This is a genomic window from Cohnella algarum (assembly GCF_016937515.1).
GTDB classification, from domain to species: domain Bacteria; phylum Bacillota; class Bacilli; order Paenibacillales; family Paenibacillaceae; genus Cohnella; species Cohnella algarum.
In genome coordinates, this window is record NZ_JAFHKM010000002.1 from 818,540 (window position 1) to 837,609 (window position 19,070).

Below are 19,070 nucleotides of genomic sequence, written 5' to 3' on the forward strand. Positions count from 1 at the left end.
GAAGGGTTCCTTAGAAAGGAGGTGATCCAGCCGCACCTTCCGATACGGCTACCTTGTTACGACTTCACCCCAATCATCTACCCCACCTTCGACGGCTGGCTCCTTGCGGTTACCCCACCGGCTTCGGGTGTTGTAAACTCTCGTGGTGTGACGGGCGGTGTGTACAAGACCCGGGAACGTATTCACCGCGGCATGCTGATCCGCGATTACTAGCAATTCCGACTTCATGCAGGCGAGTTGCAGCCTGCAATCCGAACTGAGACCGGCTTTTTAGGATTGGCTCCAGGTCGCCCTTTCGCTTCCCGTTGTACCGGCCATTGTAGTACGTGTGTAGCCCAGGTCATAAGGGGCATGATGATTTGACGTCATCCCCGCCTTCCTCCGGTTTGTCACCGGCAGTCACCTTAGAGTGCCCACCCAAAGTGCTGGCAACTAAGATCAAGGGTTGCGCTCGTTGCGGGACTTAACCCAACATCTCACGACACGAGCTGACGACAACCATGCACCACCTGTCTCCTCTGTCCCGAAGGAAAGGCCTATCTCTAGACCGGTCAGAGGGATGTCAAGACCTGGTAAGGTTCTTCGCGTTGCTTCGAATTAAACCACATACTCCACTGCTTGTGCGGGTCCCCGTCAATTCCTTTGAGTTTCAGTCTTGCGACCGTACTCCCCAGGCGGAGTGCTTAATGTGTTAACTTCGGCACCGAGGGGTGGACCCCCCCAACACCTAGCACTCATCGTTTACGGCGTGGACTACCAGGGTATCTAATCCTGTTTGCTCCCCACGCTTTCGCGCCTCAGCGTCAGTTACAGTCCAGAGAGCCGCCTTCGCCACTGGTGTTCCTCCACATCTCTACGCATTTCACCGCTACACGTGGAATTCCGCTCTCCTCTTCTGCACTCAAGCCCCCAGTTTCCAGTGCGTCACGGGGTTGAGCCCCGCACTTAAACACCAGACTTAAAGAACCGCCTGCGCGCGCTTTACGCCCAATAATTCCGGACAACGCTTGCCCCCTACGTATTACCGCGGCTGCTGGCACGTAGTTAGCCGGGGCTTTCTTCTCAGGTACCGTCATCGGGCTAGCAGTTAACTAGCCCTTATTCTTCCCTGGCAACAGAGCTTTACGACCCGAAGGCCTTCCTCACTCACGCGGCGTTGCTCCATCAGGCTTTCGCCCATTGTGGAAGATTCCCTACTGCTGCCTCCCGTAGGAGTCTGGGCCGTGTCTCAGTCCCAGTGTGGCCGTTCACCCTCTCAGGTCGGCTACGCATCGTCGCCTTGGTGAGCCGTTACCCCACCAACTAGCTAATGCGCCGCAGGCCCATCCCTTAGCGACAGATTGCTCCGTCTTTCCCAGCTCGCTCATGCGACCAAGCTGCGTATCCGGTCTTAGCATTCGTTTCCGAATGTTATCCCAGGCTAAAGGGCAGGTTGCCTACGTGTTACTCACCCGTCCGCCGCTAACCTTCTTAAGTAGCAAGCTACCTAAAAAGATCCGCTCGACTTGCATGTATTAGGCACGCCGCCAGCGTTCGTCCTGAGCCAGGATCAAACTCTCCATAAAGGGACTTTTGACGGCAGGGTTTCCAAAGGAAATCCTGAGAGTCAAATGTCCAACTACTTTATTGAAGAGCCCTTAGGCTCAAAAAGTTATTGCTGGTTTGTCTCGCACAGGCTCAAAGCCTGCATTCGACTTGTTTCCAATTACGCTCGATGTTCAGTTTTCAAGGAGCAATCGCGTTAGCCCGAAGGCCTTCGCTTTCGCGTCGCTGTCGTAACGGCGACTTGATTAATATATCACATTTACATACTCGATTGCAAGAGGTTTTTTTGATTTTTTTCAAATTCGCCGCTGCCGATCGATTTTGTAAATGCGCGCCTCTTGCGAGGGGCGAAAGTTACTTTAACATATCCGCGACTGCCCAGTCAACCCCCTTCTTAAACTTTTTTACTTTCTTTCGGCTTCATCTTCAGTCCCAACGCATAATGAGACAGCTCGCGCGGGGGCGCGATTCGGGCGTACATCCGGAAAACCGTTTTATAGCGTTTGGAGATCGCTTCTTTTACGGGACCGTCCAATCTGCGATCGTTCAGATCAAGCAGCATCTCGTCCAATTCTTTGCGCAGCATATAATCGAGTTCCTTGCACTCTTTATCCGTGAACAGCATACCGAGCATGCGGGATCGAACCTCCTTGATCAAATGCCGTCCGAGCCCGACAAGCGCGCATCCCGGCATAAGTGTTACTGTTATGCTCCATTTTTACCACCTTTATGACGAGGTCCAAACTTTTTTCCCCGACGGTTCCCGCGCAAGACGCAGATGTTCGGATCGCAATAAAAAAAGCCCGCCGTCAAGCGAGCTCCGAATTCGTCGTCAGCCAGTAGGTAAAGGTGCTTTCGATGACCGCCGCCAAAAGAAGCAGCAGCACGATTGCGATCAGCGTCGGGACGGATCCTTTCAATGCGAAGACGAACCCGCTCCACGGCTTATCCTTGCCGATCAGCGATCCCCAAAAACTTTTTATAGCCGAAAATCCAAGGTATATCCCCATTCCGCAAGCCAGAAACAAAGCCAGAAATTCGACGATGCCGTGAGGCAGGATCGATTTGGCGATAATCGGCCAGATGTTGAAGCCCTGGTCCGCAATCCCGCCGAACAAATACCCGAGCAGCATGCCGTTCAGCACGAGCGTAAAGACCGGCATCATGCATAGGACGATCCCGAAATACATCGCGAGGACGACGCTTCTTACATTATTGAAAAAAATCGTGGTGAAAAAGCTCCATTGCGGGTTGTCCGAGCTGCTCGCTTCGTTCGCCATTTCCGAGATTGCCTTCATCTGCTCGTCCAAAAACGGCAGCGAAGTTTGCGAGCCGCCTACGACGACGCTGGCGAAAAACAAAATGGCGGCGAATATGAAGTAGCGGCGCAAGTTTTTCCACGTCTGCAAAAGTGCGGTGCGGCTAAACAAATCCCGATCCCCCCGTGAATATAATAAATGTCCAAGCATACATTGATAGTAACCAAGCCGTGCTGCCGCAACGAGCGACGAGCGGATTCCCCAATCGGAAAGGAGCCGAACGAAAGCCCATGAATCATTTTTTCGTTTTTAACGGACGGCGCATCACCAAATTCTTTTTTTTGCTGATCGCCGCTCTGCTGTCAGGAGCCATCGTCTGGATCGAAAGGGACAACATCAGCGTATTCGCTCCGCCGACGCCCGCCGCCATCTACAACGTTCCGACCGAACGGAAGGCCGTGGCGCTCACCTTCGATATCAGCTGGGGAGACAAGCGGGCGGAACCGATTCTCGATATTTTGAAAGAAAAAGGCGTCACGCACTCGACCTTCTTCCTGTCGGCTCCCTGGAGCAAAACGCATCCGGAACTGGTCAAGCGAATCGTCGACGACGGCTTCGAAATCGGCAGCCACGGGCACAAGCACGACAATTACAGCGAATATACCGACGAAGAGATTCGCCGGCAAATCACGGTCGCGCACGGCATTTTAACGGAGATGACCGGAAAGGCGCCGAATCTGATCCGCCTTCCGAACGGCGATTTCGACAAACGCGTGCTGCAAATCGCCGAAGAACAGGGCTACAAAGTGATCCAATGGGACACGGATTCTCGCGACTGGAAAAATCCTGGCGTCGACGCCATCGTCCGACGCGTCGTTGACGGCGCCCACCCCGGCGACATTATTCTGATGCATGCGAGCGACTCGAGCAAACAGACGCATGAAGCTTTGCCGGCCATCATCGATCAGCTCCGGGCAAAGGGCTACGAATTCGTTACCGTCTCCGAGCTGCTCAGCCAAACCGAAGCGGAGGGCAAGACGGTCGAGGACCGTTCGGCCTGGTCCGAGCTTGTCTCCCCTTAACCGGCTTGCGTCGTCGTATTCGCCGCCTGCGCCGGCGCTCCCAAAATCCGGTGAAGCTTGAGAATTTGGTACGTGTTGCAAACAAACAGCGGAATCATGTAAAAAACAAGCGATGCGATGTTGCCCGAGCGGAAGCTGGGCAGCGCCTCCACCGCGGTTACCGCGATCATGAAAAACATCGTCGGTATCCACGCCCCGGCGGTCGTCTCTTGCGCTTTGCGCCAAGCGACGGCCGCCGCCGCGCCCGTAAGCAGAATCGGAAGCAGCCAGAACGTCGCGGCCGGAAACTCGCTGTCATACGTCCAGAACGCGATTTCGGCCAGCACGAACAACGTAATGAAAGCTTGCGCGGCCACCCACAAATAAGGGCGCTTGAACACGCTTCGCGAAATGTAGTTCAGCATCAAATAAGCGAAAAAGCCCATATGCGAAAACGCCCCGAACGACAAGCCCGCAATCGCCATCATAAACAGGTTGTACAGCCAGCCCTTCGTGCCGACATCGCGGAATTCCAGATCCATCAGTTGCAGCGCCCCTCCGACGACGACCGCGGCCGCAGAGCCGATCAGAATGCTCATGCCGAAGAGCGACATCCATTTACGCAAATTCAAAATCAATTCCTCCCAAGTCGTTGCTTCATCGCGAATTCCATAAAAGCGCATACCTCCTTCCATTTTACCACGTTCAAGTCAAAAAGCCATGAATGCCCGTTATATTCGGCCGATTCCCGTCGCATACTACAACCATTATCCCAGCGAAGGGAGAACGTCTTATGCGAATGCGGCCAAAACGCCTGTCCCGATTGGCGATTGTGCCCGTCATGGCGATCCTTCTCGCCTCCTGCGGCCAAGAGTCGAGCGGCGGCGGCGGCCAACAAATGTCCTACAAGGACGTCAAGTCCATGGTCATCGATATTCTCGGATCCGCCGAAGCCCAAGAGGCGATTACGAACGCCTCGACGGCCAAATACGGAGCGAGCAGCCTTCATATGCAATCCATGACGCCTCAGGATCAGGAGCAAGTACGAATCGCGGTCAAGGACGTCCTTACTTCTCCCGAGTACGACCTGGTATTGCGGAAGCTGATGACCGATCCGAAATTCGCCGGGGAATTCGCCAAGGCGGTAAGCAAGGAAAACAAGCAGCTGCAAAAGGATTTGATGAAAGACCCCAGTTATCAAAAAGAAATGATCAACGTCCTTCAAAGCTCGGAAATGCAAAAAGTTTTCGTGCAGTCGATGAAGATGCCGGAATACCGTCAGCAGATGATGAGCGCCGTGCAGGAAGCCGTCCAAAATCCCGTCTTTAAGCTGGAAATCATGAAGATGCTGCAGAGCGTCGTGAAGGAAGAGCTGAATCCGAACAAAAACCAGTCCGCCGGAGGCGCAAGCGAGGGCGGCGGTGAAGGCGGAGGAGAAGGCGGTGGCGAAGGCGGTGGCGAAGGCGGTGGCGAAGGCGGCGGCGAAGGCGGCGGACAGGAAAGCCAATGATCCGAGTATAAAAAAACCGCTGACGGGAAGCCTGTCAGCGGTTCTTTTATGTTCGAGCGGTCGGATCGATCGTTTGCCGCCATTCCGGCTTCAACGATCCGCCCGCGCCGTTTTCTCGATAATCTTGTCCGCCAAAGCCAAATATTCCCGGCCTTCGGGCGTATTGTCCTTATAGACGGAAGGAGAAAAATCCGGCTCCGAGGGATGGTTGTCCGGGGCTCCCAGCGGAAACTGCGCGAGCAGTTCGGTGCCGAGCGTTTCCGCCAGCTTGCCGCCGCCCCCGCGGCCGAACACGTATTCGCGGGTGCCGTCGGTTTTGCTTTCGTACCAGGACATGTTTTCGACGACGCCCAAAATTTCGTGCTTCGTTTTGATCGCCATCGCGCCCGCCCGCGCCGCCACGAACGCCGCGGTGGCATGCGGCGTCGTCACGATGATTTCCTTGCTGTGCGGAATCATCTGGTGGACGTCGAGCGCCACGTCTCCGGTGCCCGGAGGCAAATCGAGCAGCACGTAATCGAGCTCGCCCCATTCGATATCGGCAAAAAAGTTGCGCAGCATCCGGCCGAGCATCGGCCCGCGCCAAACGATCGGGCTGTTGTCCTCCACGAAAAAGCCCATGGAAATCACTTTAACGCCGAAACGCTCGATCGGACGGATTTTGTCCCCGACCGCCTCCGGCCGCTCTTCGATCCCCATCATATCGGGCACGCTGAAGCCGTAGATGTCGCAGTCCATGATGCCGACGCGCTTGCCGCGCCGCGCCATCGCGACCGCGAGGTTGACGGTGACGGTCGATTTGCCGACGCCGCCTTTGCCGCTGGCGACGGCGATGAATTGAACGCCGTTCTCGGGCCGCAGCAGCGGATGCTGCTCCATGCCGGCTCCATGCCCCTTCACCGGCGTTCCTTGGGCCCCGGCGGGCGCGGAAGCCGGCTGACCGCTCTTTCCGTCCGCCGTCTGTGCCGCGCTTGCCCCGGCCGCATTCAGCTTGGCCAGGGCTTCCGCCTTTTCATGGTCGGTCATTTCGCGGAATCGCGCGTGCAGCGAGCCTTTCGCCGCTTTATGCAAAGAGCCGGCCAGCTCCGCCTCCACTTGCTTCGCTTGCGCGATGCTGTCCGGATGAAGCACGACGGTCAGCGACACGTTGTCTCCTTTGACCATGACGTCCCGGACAAGCCCAAGCTGGACCAAGGGACGCCGCAGCGTCGGCTCGACGACCGCCTGCGCCAGCTCCAGCACCGTTTCTCTCGTTATCATCCGTTCCTTGCCTCCGCTTCGTCCTTTTCTCATCTGCTATTATAGCACAGCTGTCCGGTCAGCGCTGTCCGGTCTCGCCGCTGCTGTACCGCAGGATGCCGCGGTAGAGCGAGGCCGCCACCTTTTTCTGGTATTCGACGTCCGCAAGCAGCTTCGATTCGCCCGGGTTGGACAAAAATCCGACCTCGACGAGCGCGGAGGGCATTTCCAGCTCCTTGAGCAAATACACCGTTTCGTTCTTTAAAGCGGTTCGGTTCGTATTGGCGAGCGTTTCGCGAATTTCCTTCTGCAGCACGGCAGCCAGCCGTTCGCTTTCCGGCCGCGACGGATGGAAAAACGTTTGGGCTCCCGACCAGGCCGGCGACGGAATGCTGTTCAAATGAATGCTGACCGCCAAGTCCGCCTTTTTCTCCCGAATCGTGCTGACCCGTCGCAGCAGATCCTCCGTTTTGCGCCGCGAGTAGCCTTTCACATCGGTTCCCGCCAAATCGTAATCGCCTTCCCGGGTCAGGACGACGAGCGCCCCCGCCTGCTGCAAATAGTCGCGCAAATAGAGAACGATCGCCAGATTGATATCCTTCTCGATCGTCCCGTCCTCGCTGACCGCCCCGCCGTCGGCTCCGCCGTGTCCGGCGTCGAGCGCGATCACTTTGCCGGAAAGCGGCAGCGACCAGAACGACCACGTGCGCGCGGCCGGCAGCTCGCTCGACAGAACGACGAAGGTAAGCGCCAGCAGACCGACGATTGCGGTCATGCGCATCAGCCCTTGCCGGGTGACCCATACGAAAATCTCGTAGCGCCTTTTCGATTGTCCGAAGCGTTTGAACGATTGTTTTTTAAACACGAATATCCACCCCGTCCCGATGTACGCTACATCATATGGGACAAGGCGGATATTTATTCGTTCTCGCTATAAGTTCGTTCAACCGATTCGCGCGTCGCTTAAATCGTATACTGCTTGCTGGCTTCGGCCATGCCTTCGATCAAAATCTGCGCGACTTCCGGACGGGAAAATTCGGGCGGCGGGCAAATGCCGTCGCGCAGCAGGGCGCGCACCTTCGTGCCGGACAGCGTCAAATGGTCTTCCTTGCCGTGAGGGCACGTCTTGCTGGAGGCCATGTTGCCGCACTTTTTGCAAAAAAAGCTGTGCTCGAAAAACAGCGGCGTAATGCCGAGTTCTTCGGCGCCGAACGTGCGCAGCAAATCCTGCGCCTCGTAGGTCCCGTAGTAGTCGCCTACGCCCGCATGGTCCCGGCCGACGATGAAGTGCGTGCAGCCGTAGTTTTTGCGGACGATCGCATGAAACACCGCTTCCCGCGGTCCCGCATACCGCATGGCGGCCGGGAAGACGCCGAGAAATACCCGGTCCTTCGGATAATAATTTTCCAGCAGCGCCAGATAGCTCTTCATCCGAACGTTGGCCGGAACGTCGTCCGATTTCGTCTCGCCGACGAGCGGATTCAGAAACAGCGCGTCGACGATTTCCATCGCCGCTTTCTGGATGTATTCGTGGGCGCGGTGAACCGGGTTGCGGGTTTGGAAGCCGACGACCGTTCTCCAGCCCTTTTCGGCGAACAGGCGCCGCGTTTCCGCCGGATCGAAATAATATTCGTTGAACTTTTCCGGCTGCGGACGGTTCAGCACTTGAATCGAGCCGCCGACGTAAGTATCCGGGCGGTCGAACAGCTTGGCGACGCCCGGGTGCTCCAGGTCGTCGGTTTTGAACACTTGAACGGCTTCGCGCCGCTTATCCGCCTGGTAAATGCTTTCGATCTCGATGACGCCGTAGATGACGCCGTCGTTCTCGCCGACCAGCGACGCCTTCTGTCCGACGGACAAAGCGGCCGCCTGATCCTTCGTCACGGCGAGCGTAATCGGAATGCTCCATACCGTGCCGTTCGCAAGACGCATGCGGCTGACGACCGAGTCGTAGTCGTTCTCGTTCATAAAACCGGTCAGCGGGCTGAAGGCCCCGACGCCGATCAAATCCATATCGGAAATCGTCCAGTTGTTTACCGGAATCGCCGTCAGACCGGCCGCTTCGGACAGAAGCGCTTCGCGCTCCGCCCCCTCGAGCAGCCGGTTCACGAGCGTTCCGCCATGCGGTAAAATTGCGCTCATGCTTTTTCTCTTCCTCTCCAGTCGTAAACCCTTCGAAGGGTATTATTTGTGCAGGCCGCACTCCGTCTTGTCCGTGCCGGACCAGCGTCCCGCGCGCGGATCTTCGCCGGGCATGACCGGACGCGTGCAATGCTCGCAGCCGATGCTCGGATAATTTTGATCGTGGAGCGGATTATAAATAATGTCGTTCTCGCGAATGTAATGCCATACATCGTCCGACGTCCAGTCTGCCAGCGGGTTGAACTTGACGAGGCCGAATTTGGTGTCGTATTCCACCTTCTTCGCGTTGGCGCGGGTCGGAGCCTGATCGCGGCGAATGCCGGTAATCCAGGCGTCGTATTGGCCCAAAATGCGGGTCAGGGGCTCGACTTTGCGGATGTTGCAGCAGGCGTTCGGATCGCGCTTCCACAGCTCGTCGCCATGCTCGGCCGCCTGCTCTTCGGGCGTGATCTTGGGCTTGACCTGCACGAACTTCAGCCCGTATTTCTCCACCATGCGGTCGCGCGTTTCATAGGTTTCTTTGAAGTGAAAGTCCGTATCGAGATAAAAAATGTCGGTTTTCGGGCTGATTTTTTGCAGCATATCGACCAGAACGACGTCTTCGGCGCCAAAGCTGCACGCGAACGTGATATTCGGAAACGCTTCGACGGCCCAGCGGATGACCGTTTCGGGCGACGCGTGCTCGAACTCCTCCGCCTTTTCGCGAATGAGATTTTCCTTTTCCAATAAGTTCATCCGTTTAACCCCCTGCTGACAAGTAGGTACATTTATAAGGCATTAAAATTATACGTTATCGCATCGGATTATTCAATGTTAAAATTGCCGGAAATCGTCGGAAGCTTTCTTCGCGTCTATAGGCAAAAAAACAGCCCCCCCGCCATTGTATGGCGAGAAGGCTGCGAGGTGCATCTTAACGTTTGGAGAATTGAGGCGCGCGGCGAGCCGCTTTGAGGCCGTATTTCTTCCGTTCTTTCATCCGCGGGTCGCGCGTCAGGAAACCGGCTTTCTTCAAGGAAGAACGAAGTTCCGGATCCGCTTTGAGCAGCGCGCGGGAAATGCCGTGACGGATCGCGCCGGCTTGGCCGGAGATGCCGCCCCCGTGCGCCAGCACGAGAATGTCGTATTTGCCGAGCGTCTCGGTCAGAGCAAGAGGCTGCTTGACGATCAGCTTCAGCGTTTCGAGACCGAAGTATTCGTTGATATCGCGTTTGTTGATGATGATGCGGCCTTCACCCGGCACGAGACGAACGCGCGCAACCGAATGTTTACGACGGCCTGTTCCAATATATTGCGCTTGAGCCATTGGTAGGTCCTCCCTTTCGATTAACCGCGAAGTTCGTAAACTTCAGGTTGTTGAGCTTGGTGCGGGTGTTCCGCGCCTGCGTATACTTTCAGCTTCGTTTGCAGTTGGTGGCCGAGCTTGTTTTTCGGCAGCATGCCGAAAACGGCGAGCTCGATCATGCGGTCCGGACGCTTCGCGTTCATCTCGGCTGCGGTCGTCGTTTTCAGTCCGCCCGGATAGTGCGAGTGCGTGTAGTATTTCTTTTGTTGCCACTTCTTGCCGGTCAGGACGACCTTCTCCGCGTTGATGATGACGACGAAATCGCCGGTGTCGACGTGCGGAGTGAATTCCGGTTTATGTTTGCCGCGGATGAGAGCTGCGGCTTCGCTGGCAAGACGGCCGAGCGTTTTGCCTTCGGCGTCGATGACGTACCATTTGCGTTCGACTTCGTTCGGCTTCGCCATGAAAGTGGTGCGCATGTAACATCCTCCTTGATCGAAATGGCCTGTTCCGTTTTGTATGTCAAAAAGACATATTGTTCGTTTATTCAGTCGGGTAATTCTCGTATGCGGACGTTCGGCGCCTCTCGCTTCGGGCTGAGAGGAGGAACGACTCTTGCATGTCTTGCGGGCGCGCATTCTCCATCGGGGCCGTGGGTAGCCTGAAGAACACACAACTCACATCATACAGGAAAAAGCCCGATTTTGCAAGCTAAAATTGCATATTATCGAGTCGGATTCCAGTTGACGCCCCACTCTTCTCCATATTCGACCTCCCAAAGCCGAAGACCGTATGGAGGAGCCGTCGGACCGGCTTTGGACCGGTCTTTGGCGGCGATGATGCGGGCGACGTCCTCCGGCCGGCGCTTGCCTTCTCCGACCTGCAGAAGCGTTCCCGCGATAATCCGAACCATGTTGTACAAAAATCCGTTCCCGGTCAAAAACAGATGCGCCCGGCCCCGGCCTTCGCCCTTCTCGCCTTCGCCCTCCACCGCAAGCCGCGCTTCGTATATCGTCCTTACGTAGTGCGGCTTGATCTGCCCCGGATTGGCGAACGAGCGGAAATCGTGCTCTCCCAGAACATGCCGCAGCGCTTCGCGCATCGCGTCGAACCGCAGCGGGGCATAATGGTGGAAGGCGAAATGCCGCGAGAAGACGTCGGGAAACGGTTCGCATATCACCGAATAGCGGTACGTCTTGCGGATGGCGTCATGCCTGGCGTGAAAAGAAAGCGGCACCTCGATCGCGTCGCGCACGACGATATCGTTCGGCAAGCGGGCATTGAGGGCCAGCGCCCAGCGCTCGACCGGAATGCGGGATTCGGTGGCGAAGTTGACGACCTGCCCGCGGGCATGAACGCCCGCGTCGGTACGGCCCGAGCCGTGAATCCGCAGCCGCTCGCCGGTCAAATGACCGATCGCCTCCTCGAGCTTGTCCTGGATCGTATTGCCGCCGGGCTGGCTTTGATAGCCGTTGTACGCCGTACCGTCGTAACTCACGAGCAAACAAATGTTTCTCAACGTTAAATGCCCCTTCGTTTCCAGCTTCGGGTGGGAAGCATACAAAAAAAAGGATGATCCGAACGCGGGTTCGGTCCATCCTTTCTTGTTCCGCACTTACGCGCGATCTACGAGCTCCAGGTAAACCATCGGAGCCGCATCGCCGCGACGGGGGCCCAACTTCAGAATGCGAGTGTAGCCGCCCGGACGTTCCGCGTAACGGGTTGCCAGTTCGGAGAACAATTTTTGAATGGCGTCTTGGTCGCCGTCCAGCGTCTCCCTGCGTACGAATGCCGCCACTTGGCGACGGGCATGCAGATCGCCGCGCTTCGCCAGCGTGATCAGCTTCTCCGCGATCGAACGCACTTCCTTCGCTTTCGCTTCCGTCGTTTGGATGCGTTCATAAAGGAACAAGTCGGTCACCAGGTCGCGGAAGAGAGCCTTCCGTGCGCTGGAATCGCGACTCAGTTTTTGATAAGCCATCGGTTTTTCCCTCCCTGCCTGTCTTTATTCTTCAATGCGAAGGCCGAGGCCCAGCTCTTCGAGCTTCTCTTGCACTTCCTCCAAAGATTTGCGGCCCAGGTTGCGGACCTTCATCATGTCTTCTTCGGACTTCGTGATCAGCTCTTGAACCGTGTTGATGCCGGCCCGTTTGAGACAGTTGTAGGAGCGAACCGAAAGATCGAGCTCTTCGATCGTCATCTCGAGCACTTTCTCTTTCTTGTCTTCTTCCTTCTCCTTCATCGTCTCGGTGTCCTTGGCTTCGTCGGTCAGGCCGACGAACAACGACAAGTGATCCGTCAAGATCTTCGCGCCCAGGCTGACCGCTTCTTCCGGCCGGATGCTTCCGTCCGTCCAAACTTCAAGCGTAAGCTTGTCGTAGTTGGTCACCTGGCCGACGCGGGTATTCTCGACTTTGTAATTGACGCGGGTAATCGGCGTGTAGATCGAATCGACAGGAATGACCCCGATCGGCTGATCTTCTTTCTTATTGCGATCCGCCGGGACATAACCGCGCCCTTGCTTGGCGAAAATGCGCATATGAAGCCGCGCGCCCGAAGCCAGAGTCGCGATATGCAGATCCGGATTCAGGATTTCCACGTCGCTGTCCGCCCTGATGTCGCCGGCCGTCACAACGCCTTCGCCTTCCGCATCGATCTCGAGCACTTTCTCCTCGTCCGAATGAATTTTCAGCGACAGACGCTTCAGATTGAGGATAATTTCCGTTACATCCTCAATGACGCCCGGAACGGTGGAGAACTCGTGAAGAACCCCGTCAATCTGAACCGATATAACGGCTGCGCCCGGCAAGGACGACAGCAGAATGCGGCGGAGGGAGTTCCCCAACGTCATGCCGTATCCGCGTTCCAGCGGTTCCACGACAAAACGGCCGTACCTTCTGTCTTCCTGTATCTCCACCGACTCAATTTTCGGCTTTTCGATCACAATCACAACCATAACCCTCCTTCAAAACGTCGCGCTGCGCCGCTGACGTTGCCGATTGTTTTGCCCCATCAAGCTTGCGATGAATTGCGAAGGGCAAACCATGTAGTATGCCTAACCATTACAACCATTATTCACAAGTTGTTTTTGTTTGATACCACATAGGAGCGCGCATTATACGCGACGGCGTTTCGGAGGACGACATCCGTTATGAGGGATCGGCGTGACGTCTTTGATCATGCTGACTTCGAGTCCGGCAGCTTGCAGCGAACGAATCGCCGCTTCGCGGCCGGCGCCGGGACCCTTGACCATGACTTCAACAATACGCATGCCGTGCTCCATCGCGGCGCGAGCGGCGGTTTCCGCAGCCATTTGAGCGGCGAACGGCGTGCTTTTGCGCGAGCCTTTGAAGCCCATGTTGCCGGAGCTTGCCCAGGATACGGCGTTGCCGTGCGGGTCGGTGATCGTCACGATCGTGTTGTTGAAAGTCGAGCGGATGTGCGCGACGCCTGAATCGATATTTTTCCGGTCGCGACGTTTCGTGCGGACGACTTTCTTGCCCTTTTGTGCCATGTTGGTTATCCCCCTTATTATTTTTTCTTATTCGCAACCGTACGGCGCGGACCTTTGCGCGTGCGGGCATTCGTTTTGGTGCGTTGGCCGCGGACAGGCAGGCCGCGACGATGACGGACTCCGCGGTAGCAGCCGATTTCGATCAGGCGCTTGATGTTCAGCGCGATTTCGCGGCGCAGGTCGCCTTCGACCTTTTGCGTTTTGTCGATCGTCTCGCGCAAACGGGATACCTCGTCCTCGGTCAGATCCCGAACGCGGGTATCCGGGTTGATGCCGGATGTCGCAAGAATCTTCTGGGACGTCGTTTTGCCGATCCCGAAGATGTACGTCAGGGCAATTTCCACGCGTTTGTCGCGGGGAAGGTCAACACCAGCAATACGTGCCATGCGTAAGAAGCACCTCCTCTTAGCCTTGTTTTTGTTTGTGTTTCGGATTTTCGCAAATGACCATCACGTTGCCTTTGCGACGGATGACCTTGCATTTTTCGCAAATGGGCTTGACCGAAGGTCTCACCTTCATGATAGATAACCTCCTTAATGTACGATCCGAATCGATCGTCACGCGGATGGCAGACCGGACGAACTATTTGCGGTACGTGATGCGGCCGCGCGTAAGATCGTACGGCGACAGCTGTATCACCACTTTATCACCCGTAAGGATACGGATAAAGTGCATCCGCAATTTGCCGGAAACGGTCGCCAGAATCTGGTGTCCGTTCTCGAGCTCCACTTTGAACATCGCGTTCGGGAGCGGTTCGATGACCGTTCCTTCAACCTCAATGACGTCCTCTTTGGCCACCGTCATTCCCCTTTCTCTTCAGCATGCGCTTCAAGCTGTCGCTTAGCGCTTACGATCGCAAAACGTAGCTTCCCGTTCGTGACGCGTCCGGTTTCGCGGAGGCTGCTTGCGACTTCGTCGCTTGCGATCCCGATCGGTTCGAGATGCAGCACATTTTTACGTTTGGGACGATCGAACCGCCGCAGGTCGCCATCCGCCACGAGCGCGATTCGCTCGCTCTCGAGCCCGATGATGACCAGAAGCTGTCCCTCGTCCTTCCCGCGACGGCTTCTCACGATGTCTCCGGGAGAAAACCTTGCTTGTTCCGTCATCGCGATTCACCTAAGCTTCCGTTCGGGTCAAAATCTCGTACCCGTCGTCGGTTACGGCAATCGTATGCTCGAAATGCGCGCACAAGGATCCGTCGACCGTCACGACCGTCCAGTTGTCGGCCAGCGTCTTCACGTAACGCTCGCCAACGTTGACCATCGGCTCGATCGCCAGCGTCATGCCGGGCTTAAGCCGCGGTCCCCGATCGGGAACGCCGTAGTTCGGGATTTGCGGCTCCTCGTGCAGCTTCGTTCCGACGCCGTGTCCGACATATTCGCGAACGACCGAAAAACCGGCAGCCTCTATCGCCTTCTGGATCCCGTGAGAGATCGTGAACAGCCGAACATCCGGACGAACGAGCGCAAGACCGGCATACAAAGACGCTTCCGTCACATCAAGCAGCCGCTGCGCCTCTTCGCTGATCTTGCCGACGCCGTACGTCCAGGCGGAGTCGCCGTGGTACCCCTTGTACTGGGCGCCGATATCGATGCTGATGATATCGCCCTCATTCAGCTTCCGCGGTCCGGGGAATCCGTGTACGAGCTCCTCGTTGACGGAAGCGCAAATGCTGGCTGGAAAACCGTTATAGCCTTTAAAAGAAGGTACGGCACCCTGGCTGCGGATGAAATCTTCGGCAATCCGGTCCAACTCTCCGGTCGTTATTCCCGGCACGATCGCCTGTTTCATCAGGCGATGCGTTTCGGCCACAATCCGTCCGGCTTCGCGCATCAAGCTTAATTCGGCTTCGGACTTGCAAACGATCATCGCTCGTTACCCTCTCAGAAGAGAAGCGATTTCGGCCGTCACGGCGTCGATCTCCTTCTCTCCGTCCAGTTCCCGGAGCAAGCCTTTGTCGCCGTAATAATCAAGCAGCGGGGCCGTTTTGCTCGTGTACTCGTCGAGACGGGTACCGACCTTCTCTTCCGTATCGTCGGAGCGCTGGTACAGCTCTCCGCCGTCTTTATCGCATACACCGGGCACCTTCGGCGGATTGAAAATGGTATGGTAAGTGGCGCCGCATTGCTTGCAGATCCTCCGTCCCGTCAGGCGGGCAAGCAGAAAGCTGCGGTCCACCTTCAGGTTGATGACATGGTCGATCTTGCGGCCCATTTCGGCAAGCATCGCGTCCAGCGCTTCCGCTTGGGCGATCGTGCGCGGGAACCCGTCGAGCAGGAAGCCGCTTTTGCAATCGTCCAGGGAAAGCCGGTCGCGCACGATCCCGTTGGTCACCTCGTCGGGAACGAGCAAGCCTTTGTCCACGTATTCCTTCGCCTTCTGGCCAAGCGGAGTGCCCTCCTTCATGGCCAAACGAAACGCATCGCCGGTCGAGATGTGAGGAATGCCGAATTCGGCAACGATCCTTTCGGCCTGCGTGCCTTTGCCGGCGCCTGGAGGCCCCATAAACAGAATGTTCATCGTTGTTCCTCCCAAGGCGTAAACCGCATCGCCCGCTGGGGCAATACCGTTTCGATGCTTATGACTTTTTCGTGATAAACCCTTTGTAGTGGCGCTTGATCAATTGGCTCTCGACCTGCTTCATCGTTTCCAGCGCGACGCCGACGACGATGAGCAGCGAAGTGCCGCCCAATTGAACGCTTCTCGGCAATCCGAAAATCAATCCGAAGAACACCGGGATGACCGAGATGACCGCGAGGAAAATCGCCCCCGCGAGCGTGATGCGGGTGATGACGCGCATCAGGTAGCCCGAGGTCGGCTTGCCCGGACGGATGCCCGGAATGTAGCCGCCGTTCTTCTTCATGTTGTCGGCCAGCTGCTGAGGATTGAATTGCACGAACGTATAGAAGAACGTGAATCCGATAATCAGCAGAACGTACAGCACCATGCCGAGCGGTCTATCGTAGTAAAGATGGTTGATGATCCAGTTCGCCCAGCCATGGCCCGCCCAGAATTGGGCGATCGTAATCGGGAACATCAGCAGCGAGGAGGCGAAAATGACCGGAATGACGCCCGCGCCGTTCACCTTGAGCGGAATGTGCGTCGATTGGCCGCCGTACATTTTCTGTCCGACGACGCGTTTCGCGTATTGCACCGGTATTTTGCGCACGCCTTGCTGGATAAAGATGACCCCGACGATCATCGCGACGATCAGTACGACAATCAGCACGACCTGGACGATATTCATGAACAGCTGACCGGAGGCATTCACGAACTTATCCGCATAAATGTCGCGGACATAGCCCGGAATGGCTGAAACGATCGCCGCGAACATCAGGATTGAAATCCCGTTGCCGATGCCTTTTTCGTTGATTTGCTCACCGAGCCACATAAGGAAAGAGGTACCTGCCGTCAATACGATCGCAATCATGATATAGGTCGACCACGAAGGATCGAGCACCATATCGTAATTGTAGATCCGGTTGAATCCGATCGCGGTTGCGAACGATTGAATCACTGCCAGAATGACCGTCCCGTAACGCGTAACCTGCGCCAGCTTGCGCTTGCCATTTTCGCCTTCCTTGGCCCATTCCGCGAATTTCGGAATGACGTCCATCGAGAGCAACTGTACGATGATCGATGCCGTAATGTAAGGCAAAATCCCCAGCGCGAAGATGGAGAATTGGAACAAGGCGCCGCCGGAGAACGTGTTGAGCAGGCCGAACAGCTCGTTGCCCTGTTCGTTGGCCATGGTGAGGACGTCTTTGTCAATGTTCGGTACCGGAATGAAGGAACCCAAGCGATAGACAAGCAGGATGAAAAGGGTAAACAGGATCCTCTTGCGAAGGTCCTCTACTTTCCAAATGTTGGAGACGGTCGCGAACATTAGATCACCTCGGTTTTACCGCCGGCGGCCTGGATTTTTTCTACAGCGGATTTCGAAAACTTGTGGGCCTTGACCGTCAAGCCTACGCTCAGTTCGCCACCCGCCAGAATTTTGATGCCGTCCTTCGGGTTTTTGATGATCCCTTTTTCGAGAAGCAGCTCCGGCGTTACTTCCGTGCCCGCCTCAAACCCGCTAAGCTGTTCCAAGTTTACGATCGCGAACTCCAGAGCGAAACGGTCGTTGTTGAAACCGCGCTTTGGAAGGCGACGGTACAACGGGTTTTGGCCGCCCTCGAAGCCCGGGCGAACGCCGCCGCCCGAACGAGCGTTTTGGCCTTTGTGGCCGCGCGTGGACGTTTTGCCCATGCCGCTGCCGATGCCGCGACCGACGCGCTTGCGGCTGAACTTGGAACCTTCGGCAGGAGAAAGTTCGTGCAATTTCATCGTTGTCGCACCTCCTTGATTATTTTGCGATTGCGTGCCGTATTAGCCGTTGATCTCTTGAACCTTGATCAGGTGGCTGACATGGTTGATCATGCCGCGGATCGCGGCGTTGTCTTCTTTGACGACCGATTGATTCAGCTTGCGCAGTCCAAGCGATTGAACCGTCTGGCGTTGATCTCCCGGACGGCCGATCAGGCTGCGAACGAGGGTGATTTGCAATTTCGCCATGGTGTCCCCTCCTTAACCTAACAGCTCTTCCACGGTTTTGCCGCGGAGCTTCGCCACGTCTTCGGCGCGTTTCAGTCGGGAAAGTCCCTCCAACGTCGCATTAACCATGTTGATGGAGTTGGAAGAGCCCAGCGATTTCGTCAAAATATCGCCGACTCCGGCGAGTTCCAGTACGGCGCGGACAGGACCGCCCGCAATAACGCCCGTACCTTCGGATGCCGGTTTCAGCAGCACTTTGCCGGCGCCGAATTGACCCATGACGGAATGTGGAATCGTCTTGCCAACCAGCGGGACGAAAACGAGATTTTTCTTTGCGTCCTCGACGCCTTTGCGGATCGCGTCCGGAACTTCGGACGCTTTGCCGATGCCGGCGCCGACCCAACCGTTGCCGTCGCCGACAACGACGAGCGCGCTGAAGCTGAAGCGGCGGCCGCCTTTGACGACTTTGGAAACGCGGTTGATCTGGACCATTTTTTCAGTAAGTTCCAACGTATTCGGATCTACACGCAAGTCGTTTACCCTCCTTGTTTCCGTAGTGAATTAAAACTTGAGTCCGGCTTCGCGGGCTGCGTCCGCCAGAGCTTGAATGCGTCCGTGGTAAAGATAGCCGCCGCGGTCGAACACGACGTTTTCGTGACCTTTATCTTTCGCGCGCTTCGCGATCAGTTCGCCCACTTTAGCAGCGGATTCGACGCTGCCGCCGTTGCCGATTTGCGGAGCCAATTCCTTGTCAAGCGTCGACGCGGATGCGATCGTAACGCCCTTGACGTCGTCGATCAGTTGAGCGTAGATGTGCTTGGAGGAACGGAACACGGACAGACGCGGACGTTCGGTCGTTCCGCTGATCTTTTTGCGAACGCGCAGATGACGTTTCAAACGGGCTTTGTTTTTATCGCCTTTGGTGATCATTTACGGAGTTCATCTCCTTTCTTCCTGACCGTTAAGCCGCGGCCCTATG

The 19,070-nt window shown here is 56.5% G+C and carries 26 protein-coding genes and 1 rRNA gene; 2 read left to right on the plus strand and 25 right to left on the minus strand.

Annotated features, from left to right (window positions below; translation table 11 throughout):
* Window positions 1–14: 14 nt before the first annotated feature.
* The 3 genes from JW799_RS03795 to JW799_RS03805 all read right to left on the minus strand — a co-directional run bounded on the left by JW799_RS03795 (window position 15) and on the right by JW799_RS03805 (window position 2,975).
* Window positions 15–1,565 (minus strand): 16S ribosomal RNA (locus JW799_RS03795).
* 374 nt (window positions 1,566–1,939) lie between these two features.
* On the minus strand, window positions 1,940–2,179 hold the full coding sequence (locus JW799_RS03800; RefSeq protein ID WP_080832032.1) for a hypothetical protein: 240 nt from the start codon (window positions 2,177–2,179) through the stop codon (window positions 1,940–1,942).
* A 175-nt stretch (window positions 2,180–2,354) separates the two neighbouring features.
* Complete coding sequence (locus JW799_RS03805) at window positions 2,355–2,975, minus strand: stage II sporulation protein M (RefSeq protein WP_205428735.1); 621 nt, start codon at window positions 2,973–2,975, stop codon at window positions 2,355–2,357.
* A gap of 119 nt (window positions 2,976–3,094) precedes the next feature.
* Here JW799_RS03805 and pdaB point away from each other — a divergent pair, with 119 nt between their 5' ends.
* On the plus strand, window positions 3,095–3,886 hold the full coding sequence (gene pdaB / locus JW799_RS03810; protein ID WP_205428736.1) for a polysaccharide deacetylase family sporulation protein PdaB: 792 nt from the start codon (window positions 3,095–3,097) through the stop codon (window positions 3,884–3,886).
* On the opposite strand, the gene JW799_RS03815 is transcribed toward pdaB, so the two are convergent.
* Window positions 3,883–4,497, minus strand: a complete 615-nt coding sequence (locus JW799_RS03815; protein WP_176220573.1) for a KinB-signaling pathway activation protein — start codon at window positions 4,495–4,497, stop codon at window positions 3,883–3,885. The genes pdaB and JW799_RS03815 overlap by 4 nt on opposite strands.
* Before the next feature lie 167 nt (window positions 4,498–4,664).
* Between JW799_RS03815 and gerD the strand changes: the two genes are divergently transcribed.
* A complete protein-coding gene (gerD, locus tag JW799_RS03820; RefSeq protein WP_176220574.1) occupies window positions 4,665–5,375 on the plus strand; it encodes a spore germination lipoprotein GerD in 711 nt (236 codons plus the stop codon).
* Window positions 5,376–5,465: 90 nt separating this feature from the next.
* Here the strand turns inward: gerD and JW799_RS03825 are convergent, their stop codons facing one another.
* The 21 genes from JW799_RS03825 to rplR all read right to left on the minus strand — a co-directional run bounded on the left by JW799_RS03825 (window position 5,466) and on the right by rplR (window position 19,021).
* Window positions 5,466–6,635: a P-loop NTPase gene (locus JW799_RS03825; protein ID WP_080831954.1), complete on the minus strand. Its 1,170-nt coding sequence runs from the start codon at window positions 6,633–6,635 to the stop codon at window positions 5,466–5,468.
* 58 nt (window positions 6,636–6,693) lie between these two features.
* On the minus strand, window positions 6,694–7,395 hold the full coding sequence (gene cwlD, locus JW799_RS03830) for an N-acetylmuramoyl-L-alanine amidase CwlD (RefSeq protein ID WP_205432799.1): 702 nt from the start codon (window positions 7,393–7,395) through the stop codon (window positions 6,694–6,696).
* Between the two features lie 182 nt (window positions 7,396–7,577).
* Window positions 7,578–8,756 (minus strand): sulfate adenylyltransferase, encoded by a 1,179-nt coding sequence (gene sat / locus JW799_RS03835; RefSeq protein ID WP_080831956.1) that lies wholly within the window; start codon window positions 8,754–8,756, stop codon window positions 7,578–7,580.
* A gap of 42 nt (window positions 8,757–8,798) precedes the next feature.
* Entirely contained in the window at window positions 8,799–9,491 is a 693-nt protein-coding gene (locus tag JW799_RS03840) for a phosphoadenylyl-sulfate reductase (protein WP_080831957.1), read from the minus strand.
* A gap of 175 nt (window positions 9,492–9,666) precedes the next feature.
* A complete protein-coding gene (gene rpsI / locus JW799_RS03845) occupies window positions 9,667–10,059 on the minus strand; it encodes a 30S ribosomal protein S9 (protein WP_080831958.1) in 393 nt (130 codons plus the stop codon).
* Window positions 10,060–10,079: 20 nt separating this feature from the next.
* A complete protein-coding gene (gene rplM / locus JW799_RS03850; protein ID WP_080831959.1) occupies window positions 10,080–10,517 on the minus strand; it encodes a 50S ribosomal protein L13 in 438 nt (145 codons plus the stop codon).
* Window positions 10,518–10,762: 245 nt separating this feature from the next.
* Complete coding sequence (gene truA / locus JW799_RS03855; protein WP_080832034.1) at window positions 10,763–11,557, minus strand: tRNA pseudouridine(38-40) synthase TruA; 795 nt, start codon at window positions 11,555–11,557, stop codon at window positions 10,763–10,765.
* A 96-nt stretch (window positions 11,558–11,653) separates the two neighbouring features.
* A complete protein-coding gene (rplQ, locus tag JW799_RS03860) occupies window positions 11,654–12,019 on the minus strand; it encodes a 50S ribosomal protein L17 (RefSeq protein ID WP_080831960.1) in 366 nt (121 codons plus the stop codon).
* Between the two features lie 24 nt (window positions 12,020–12,043).
* Window positions 12,044–12,988 carry a DNA-directed RNA polymerase subunit alpha gene (locus tag JW799_RS03865; RefSeq protein ID WP_080831961.1) on the minus strand — a complete coding sequence of 315 codons (945 nt, stop codon included), beginning with the start codon at window positions 12,986–12,988 and terminating at the stop codon, window positions 12,044–12,046.
* Between the two features lie 165 nt (window positions 12,989–13,153).
* Window positions 13,154–13,552, minus strand: a complete 399-nt coding sequence (gene rpsK / locus JW799_RS03870; RefSeq protein WP_080831962.1) for a 30S ribosomal protein S11 — start codon at window positions 13,550–13,552, stop codon at window positions 13,154–13,156.
* A 17-nt stretch (window positions 13,553–13,569) separates the two neighbouring features.
* Window positions 13,570–13,938, minus strand: a complete 369-nt coding sequence (gene rpsM / locus JW799_RS03875; RefSeq protein ID WP_080831963.1) for a 30S ribosomal protein S13 — start codon at window positions 13,936–13,938, stop codon at window positions 13,570–13,572.
* Between the two features lie 19 nt (window positions 13,939–13,957).
* On the minus strand, window positions 13,958–14,071 hold the full coding sequence (gene rpmJ / locus JW799_RS03880; protein ID WP_003333770.1) for a 50S ribosomal protein L36: 114 nt from the start codon (window positions 14,069–14,071) through the stop codon (window positions 13,958–13,960).
* Between the two features lie 63 nt (window positions 14,072–14,134).
* Complete coding sequence (gene infA, locus JW799_RS03885) at window positions 14,135–14,350, minus strand: translation initiation factor IF-1 (RefSeq protein WP_080832035.1); 216 nt, start codon at window positions 14,348–14,350, stop codon at window positions 14,135–14,137.
* A gap of 2 nt (window positions 14,351–14,352) precedes the next feature.
* On the minus strand, window positions 14,353–14,661 hold the full coding sequence (locus JW799_RS03890; RefSeq protein WP_080831964.1) for a KOW domain-containing RNA-binding protein: 309 nt from the start codon (window positions 14,659–14,661) through the stop codon (window positions 14,353–14,355).
* 10 nt (window positions 14,662–14,671) lie between these two features.
* Window positions 14,672–15,424, minus strand: a complete 753-nt coding sequence (gene map, locus JW799_RS03895; RefSeq protein ID WP_080831965.1) for a type I methionyl aminopeptidase — start codon at window positions 15,422–15,424, stop codon at window positions 14,672–14,674.
* Between the two features lie 6 nt (window positions 15,425–15,430).
* On the minus strand, window positions 15,431–16,075 hold the full coding sequence (locus JW799_RS03900) for an adenylate kinase (RefSeq protein WP_080831966.1): 645 nt from the start codon (window positions 16,073–16,075) through the stop codon (window positions 15,431–15,433).
* A gap of 58 nt (window positions 16,076–16,133) precedes the next feature.
* The gene (gene secY / locus JW799_RS03905) at window positions 16,134–17,441 is read right to left on the minus strand and encodes a preprotein translocase subunit SecY (RefSeq protein WP_080831967.1); all 1,308 of its coding nucleotides are present in this window, start codon (window positions 17,439–17,441) and stop codon (window positions 16,134–16,136) included.
* Window positions 17,441–17,884, minus strand: a complete 444-nt coding sequence (gene rplO / locus JW799_RS03910) for a 50S ribosomal protein L15 (RefSeq protein WP_080831968.1) — start codon at window positions 17,882–17,884, stop codon at window positions 17,441–17,443. The genes secY and rplO overlap by 1 nt, the downstream gene beginning before the upstream one ends.
* Window positions 17,885–17,926: 42 nt before the next feature.
* Complete coding sequence (gene rpmD, locus JW799_RS03915) at window positions 17,927–18,112, minus strand: 50S ribosomal protein L30 (protein ID WP_080831969.1); 186 nt, start codon at window positions 18,110–18,112, stop codon at window positions 17,927–17,929.
* Between the two features lie 12 nt (window positions 18,113–18,124).
* Window positions 18,125–18,622: a 30S ribosomal protein S5 gene (gene rpsE, locus JW799_RS03920; RefSeq protein ID WP_080831970.1), complete on the minus strand. Its 498-nt coding sequence runs from the start codon at window positions 18,620–18,622 to the stop codon at window positions 18,125–18,127.
* Window positions 18,623–18,652: 30 nt separating this feature from the next.
* The gene (gene rplR, locus JW799_RS03925) at window positions 18,653–19,021 is read right to left on the minus strand and encodes a 50S ribosomal protein L18 (RefSeq protein ID WP_080831971.1); all 369 of its coding nucleotides are present in this window, start codon (window positions 19,019–19,021) and stop codon (window positions 18,653–18,655) included.
* Between the last annotated feature and the right edge of the window lie 49 nt (window positions 19,022–19,070).

What these genes read in the sequence shown, in the direction of transcription:
- secY (WP_080831967.1), bottom strand. Translation starts at nt 17,441, where the DNA reads ATGTTCGCGACCGTCTCCAACATTTGGAAAGTAGAGGACCTTCGCAAG.
- gerD (WP_176220574.1), top strand. Translation starts at nt 4,665, where the DNA reads ATGCGGCCAAAACGCCTGTCCCGATTGGCGATTGTGCCCGTCATGGCG.
- rpsK (WP_080831962.1), bottom strand. Translation starts at nt 13,552, where the DNA reads ATGGCACAAAAGGGCAAGAAAGTCGTCCGCACGAAACGTCGCGACCGG.
- cwlD (WP_205432799.1), bottom strand. Translation starts at nt 7,395, where the DNA reads ATGCGCATGACCGCAATCGTCGGTCTGCTGGCGCTTACCTTCGTCGTT.
- rplR (WP_080831971.1), bottom strand. Translation starts at nt 19,021, where the DNA reads ATGATCACCAAAGGCGATAAAAACAAAGCCCGTTTGAAACGTCATCTG.
- pdaB (WP_205428736.1), top strand. Translation starts at nt 3,095, where the DNA reads ATGAATCATTTTTTCGTTTTTAACGGACGGCGCATCACCAAATTCTTT.
- rplM (WP_080831959.1), bottom strand. Translation starts at nt 10,517, where the DNA reads ATGCGCACCACTTTCATGGCGAAGCCGAACGAAGTCGAACGCAAATGG.
- sat (WP_080831956.1), bottom strand. Translation starts at nt 8,756, where the DNA reads ATGAGCGCAATTTTACCGCATGGCGGAACGCTCGTGAACCGGCTGCTC.
- rpmD (WP_080831969.1), bottom strand. Translation starts at nt 18,112, where the DNA reads ATGGCGAAATTGCAAATCACCCTCGTTCGCAGCCTGATCGGCCGTCCG.
- rplQ (WP_080831960.1), bottom strand. Translation starts at nt 12,019, where the DNA reads ATGGCTTATCAAAAACTGAGTCGCGATTCCAGCGCACGGAAGGCTCTC.
- JW799_RS03840 (WP_080831957.1), bottom strand. Translation starts at nt 9,491, where the DNA reads ATGAACTTATTGGAAAAGGAAAATCTCATTCGCGAAAAGGCGGAGGAG.
- map (WP_080831965.1), bottom strand. Translation starts at nt 15,424, where the DNA reads ATGATCGTTTGCAAGTCCGAAGCCGAATTAAGCTTGATGCGCGAAGCC.
- JW799_RS03890 (WP_080831964.1), bottom strand. Translation starts at nt 14,661, where the DNA reads ATGACGGAACAAGCAAGGTTTTCTCCCGGAGACATCGTGAGAAGCCGT.
- JW799_RS03825 (WP_080831954.1), bottom strand. Translation starts at nt 6,635, where the DNA reads ATGATAACGAGAGAAACGGTGCTGGAGCTGGCGCAGGCGGTCGTCGAG.
- JW799_RS03900 (WP_080831966.1), bottom strand. Translation starts at nt 16,075, where the DNA reads ATGAACATTCTGTTTATGGGGCCTCCAGGCGCCGGCAAAGGCACGCAG.
- rpmJ (WP_003333770.1), bottom strand. Translation starts at nt 14,071, where the DNA reads ATGAAGGTGAGACCTTCGGTCAAGCCCATTTGCGAAAAATGCAAGGTC.
- rplO (WP_080831968.1), bottom strand. Translation starts at nt 17,884, where the DNA reads ATGAAATTGCACGAACTTTCTCCTGCCGAAGGTTCCAAGTTCAGCCGC.
- rpsI (WP_080831958.1), bottom strand. Translation starts at nt 10,059, where the DNA reads ATGGCTCAAGCGCAATATATTGGAACAGGCCGTCGTAAACATTCGGTT.
- rpsM (WP_080831963.1), bottom strand. Translation starts at nt 13,938, where the DNA reads ATGGCACGTATTGCTGGTGTTGACCTTCCCCGCGACAAACGCGTGGAA.
- JW799_RS03800 (WP_080832032.1), bottom strand. Translation starts at nt 2,179, where the DNA reads ATGCTCGGTATGCTGTTCACGGATAAAGAGTGCAAGGAACTCGATTAT.